Below are 3,596 nucleotides of genomic sequence, written 5' to 3' on the forward strand. Positions count from 1 at the left end.
TGTCATCCCATGTTCACCAGGCTGTCTTGGCAGTGTCACTGTCGCTACGCATAGTCAATGCAATAGTGAATGAAATAGTGAGTAAAAACGTGATAAAGGGATGGATCGCTCATGCGACTCTGTATCGTTAGCGAAACATGGTCACCAGAAATAAATGGTGTTGCGCATACCTTAAATAGGCTATGTCGTGAACTCACTCGGTTGGGGGTAACAGTGGATGTTATTCGCCCAAAACCAAGCATGGCTGCCAGCGCCATCAATGTTGCTCAAGAGCGTTCTCAAGGGCTTTCTCAAGCACCGTCTCAAGAACAGTATCAAGAACCCTACCAAGAACCGTCCCAAGAGCTTCAGGTTCGGCGGTTAGCGCTACCGGGTTATAACGCTGTGCAGATTGGCCTTGCCAGACCTTCAAAACTTCGCCGTTTCTGGCAGAAGCATCGTCCCGACTCTATTTATCTGGCAACCCAGGGCCCGCTGGGCTGGGCAGCTCGACAGGCTGCACGCCAACTGAACATACCTTTAGTGGCTGGCTGGCATACTAATTTCGATCACTACTGCCATGACTACGGGGTTTCCTGGCTAGCTGCCGCCACGCGGCGATATTTACGCTACTTCCATAACGGCTGCGACCTTACCCTTGTGCCCACTCAACAACAGGCTGAAGCGCTACGCGCTCAGGATATCCGCGGTGTAAAGGTACTCTCACGCGGCATTGATGGCGATATATTTTCCCCAGCCCACCGCGACGACACCCTACGCGAACAGTGGGGGGTTAGCGAACATCAACCTGTTGCGCTGTATGTGGGCCGCTTAGCTCCAGAAAAAAACCTCGCGTTACTGCAAGAAACGCTGCAGGCCATGAGTGACGTACGCCCCGATATGGCACACGTCATTGTTGGCGATGGCCCAGGCCGCGCTCAGTTACAAAAAGCGCTACCAGATGCTCATTTCACCGGTTTTGTGAATAAACAGGCACTAGCACGCCACTATGCCAGTGCCGATATATTTATTTTCCCCTCTCAGTCAGAAACATGGGGAAATGTGGTGACTGAAGCCATGGCCAGCGGGCTAGCAGTCGTGGCCTATCACCACGCCGCCAGCGCTGAGCTGATTCAAAGCAGGCACAACGGCATCACCGTTCCCCCTGGCGATGCGCTTGCCTTTCAACAGGCTGCCGTCGCGTTATGCCAGCACCCTGCTGACTACGCTCGCCTAGGTAGAACCGCCCGCCTACGCGCGCTAGAGCAAAGCTGGCCGGGAATCGCAGAGCAGTTCTTACGCTATTTACAAAACGCCCAGGAGGCTCACCATGCGTCCGCGTCCGCTTGTCGTATTCGATCGTCTTGATGTCTTTGAATGGCAGCTTTGCCAACGGGTAACACACCTATCGCTTTATCGCCCCTGGCGGCTAACGCTGCAAACGGCAAGTAAGCTGGGAGACTGGCCTGTCTGGGTATTATTAATCGCTGCACAGCCCTGGTTACAGCCTAACGGTGCTTGGCGAATCATGCAGTACAGCGCCATCGCACTGTTTGCAGTCGCTATTTATAAGTTGGTAAAAACGCGGCTGTGTCGCGAACGTCCGTTTATCACCTACCTCGGTGGCGTCCACTGTGGCGAGCCTGCCCGAGACAAATACAGCTTCCCCAGTGGTCACACCATGCATGCGGTGATGTTCAGCGTGTTGGTCGCCGCTCATACCCCCTGGTTGCTACCTATTGTGATTCCCCTTAGTTTACTGATTGCCATTTCGCGGGTGGGGCTTGGGCTGCATTATGTCAGCGATGTCATTGCTGGCGCAGCCATGGGCTATGGCTTTGCGCTACTGAGTCTTTATTGGATGGGATAACCCTCTGCGGTTGGTCGCTCAACGCCGTATCAATAAAAGCAAAAAGCCACCAACGTGGACGCAGGTGGCTTTTGGTATTGTCGATTAACTATCTATTGTTTTAATTATCTACATATCGGGAGGCATATCGTCACGATCCTCTATTGTGGTCATAAACGATGTCTTGAACATCATATAAAGACCGACTCCCGAAAACCCTAGAAACAGCACAAACATGCATAACATCAATACCATCGCCATAGCGCTTGTCCCTGGAAGTGTGCGGCTGCGACGTTGACGTCTTCTAACCGCTACATTTTGGTTTACACCAGAGGATAGACCAAAATGTCACGCTTATTGATACAAAAGTTGTTCAAAAAATATGGAAAAGTTAAATATACATAAGAATCAAAGTGTTAAAAACAATTAATTGACGCAAAAAAACCACCTCGCTTTCACGAGATGGTGATTTTGCATCAATGCTGTTCCCTGGCGGTGATGATCAGCGTTTCCTTACACTGATAAGGGTGAGCAGGCTAAATGTCCTTTCACGTCCTTTTGCTACCATGGCTCCATGCCTTCCCTAATTACCTATTAGCCTGCTCACGCTTGTTTACTCATTGTGGCTAACGTTGTTGCAAAGCGTTTTTGGCGATTAATTCCACTTAAAAATTAAAGTCACAACATTACGGCTGTAGTCAGATTACTGCAGACAATAGGCCAAGTGCCATTTTTAACAACAAAACATATCAGAAACAATATCTTAAAAACTAACCGCAATACCAGGCTAAGAGATAAACGCCGCTATTTCATGGCTAAAACTGACACATGCGACAAAATCACACGGCCAGCCAGCGCTCAAACGACGGGAAATTGATGGCACCAACTGCCTGCAACGATTATTTTTAATGGCAGCGTACCTAAAATCTCTCTACAAGCGCTCAGCTGATGAGGATTCCTTCGATGAAGCGTGCAATGGCGATCAGTTTATTGATGATGGTGACACTTCTGGTCATAAGTGGCTGCAACACTATTCGCGGCGCAGGCGAAGATATTGAACGAGGCGGCGAAGCTATTCAGCGCTCCGCAAGTAGCTAATGGCCATGGTGACGGTTTACCTTTCACACGGCCTGGAAAGCGGACCTGGTGCCCTGAAAGTGCAAGCGCTAAAAGGGGTTGCTGAGCAGTTTGAGAACTGCGAACCCGTCGTCATGGACTACCGTGGCTTAAAAGAGCCGCAGGAGCGTTTAGCGCATTTACTTGCCGTGATTGATGAACGCAACGACACACTGGCTAACTGTGTTTTAGCGGGTTCCAGTCTCGGCGGATGGTTAAGTGCAGCGGTGAGTGCCCAGGAACCTGTGTTAGGTTGTTTTTTATTAGCCCCTGCTCTTGGCTTGCCAGATTACCCGCAAACCTCAATCACACTGCAAGCACAACACACGCATATCATTCATGGCTGGCGAGATGATGTCGTACCGCCAGGCCCAGTCATTGAACATGCCCGCTGTCAGCGACTTTCACTACGCATGATTGACGATGACCATCGCCTGCAGAACAGTCTTGATACAATACTTTCCGATTTCGAGCGGTTTTTAGAGCTGTGCCTTCAATAGCGATGTCTTTAAAAAAACGTCTCTAAAACGATGTCCTTAAAAACGATGCCTTTGAAAATAGCGCTCTTAACGCCTGACTGGCATTAGCCGATGGGCTGTTTTTTTTGTTTAATCAGTGCCTGACGATGAGCCCTCCGAGCCGCCCTCGTCAT

General features: G+C 50.0%; 4 protein-coding genes. All 4 read left to right on the top strand.

What is annotated here, in order from left to right; translation table 11 throughout:
- Positions 1-111 precede the first annotated feature (111 nt).
- A complete protein-coding gene (locus tag INT22_RS05515; protein ID WP_193061175.1) occupies positions 112-1,347 on the top strand; it encodes a glycosyltransferase family 4 protein in 1,236 nt (411 codons plus the stop codon).
- Positions 1,310-1,849 carry a phosphatase PAP2 family protein gene (locus INT22_RS05520; RefSeq protein ID WP_089039983.1) on the top strand — a complete coding sequence of 180 codons (540 nt, stop codon included), beginning with the start codon at positions 1,310-1,312 and terminating at the stop codon, positions 1,847-1,849. Before INT22_RS05515 ends, INT22_RS05520 begins: the two co-directional genes overlap by 38 nt.
- A gap of 942 nt (positions 1,850-2,791) precedes the next feature.
- A complete protein-coding gene (locus INT22_RS05525; protein WP_193061176.1) occupies positions 2,792-2,926 on the top strand; it encodes an entericidin A/B family lipoprotein in 135 nt (44 codons plus the stop codon).
- A 5-nt stretch (positions 2,927-2,931) separates the two neighbouring features.
- Positions 2,932-3,444, top strand: a complete 513-nt coding sequence (locus INT22_RS05530) for a YqiA/YcfP family alpha/beta fold hydrolase (RefSeq protein WP_193061177.1) — start codon at positions 2,932-2,934, stop codon at positions 3,442-3,444.
- The last annotated feature ends 152 nt before the right edge of the window (positions 3,445-3,596 follow it).

Source organism: Halomonas sp. 3D7M, from assembly GCF_014897885.1.
Lineage (GTDB): Bacteria > Pseudomonadota > Gammaproteobacteria > Pseudomonadales > Halomonadaceae > Vreelandella.

Excerpts from the sequence above, each read along its gene's own strand:
- INT22_RS05515 (WP_193061175.1), top strand. The coding sequence starts at position 112 with ATGCGACTCTGTATCGTTAGCGAAACATGGTCACCAGAAATAAATGGT.
- INT22_RS05525 (WP_193061176.1), top strand. The coding sequence starts at position 2,792 with ATGAAGCGTGCAATGGCGATCAGTTTATTGATGATGGTGACACTTCTG.
- INT22_RS05520 (WP_089039983.1), top strand. The coding sequence starts at position 1,310 with ATGCGTCCGCGTCCGCTTGTCGTATTCGATCGTCTTGATGTCTTTGAA.
- INT22_RS05530 (WP_193061177.1), top strand. The coding sequence starts at position 2,932 with ATGGTGACGGTTTACCTTTCACACGGCCTGGAAAGCGGACCTGGTGCC.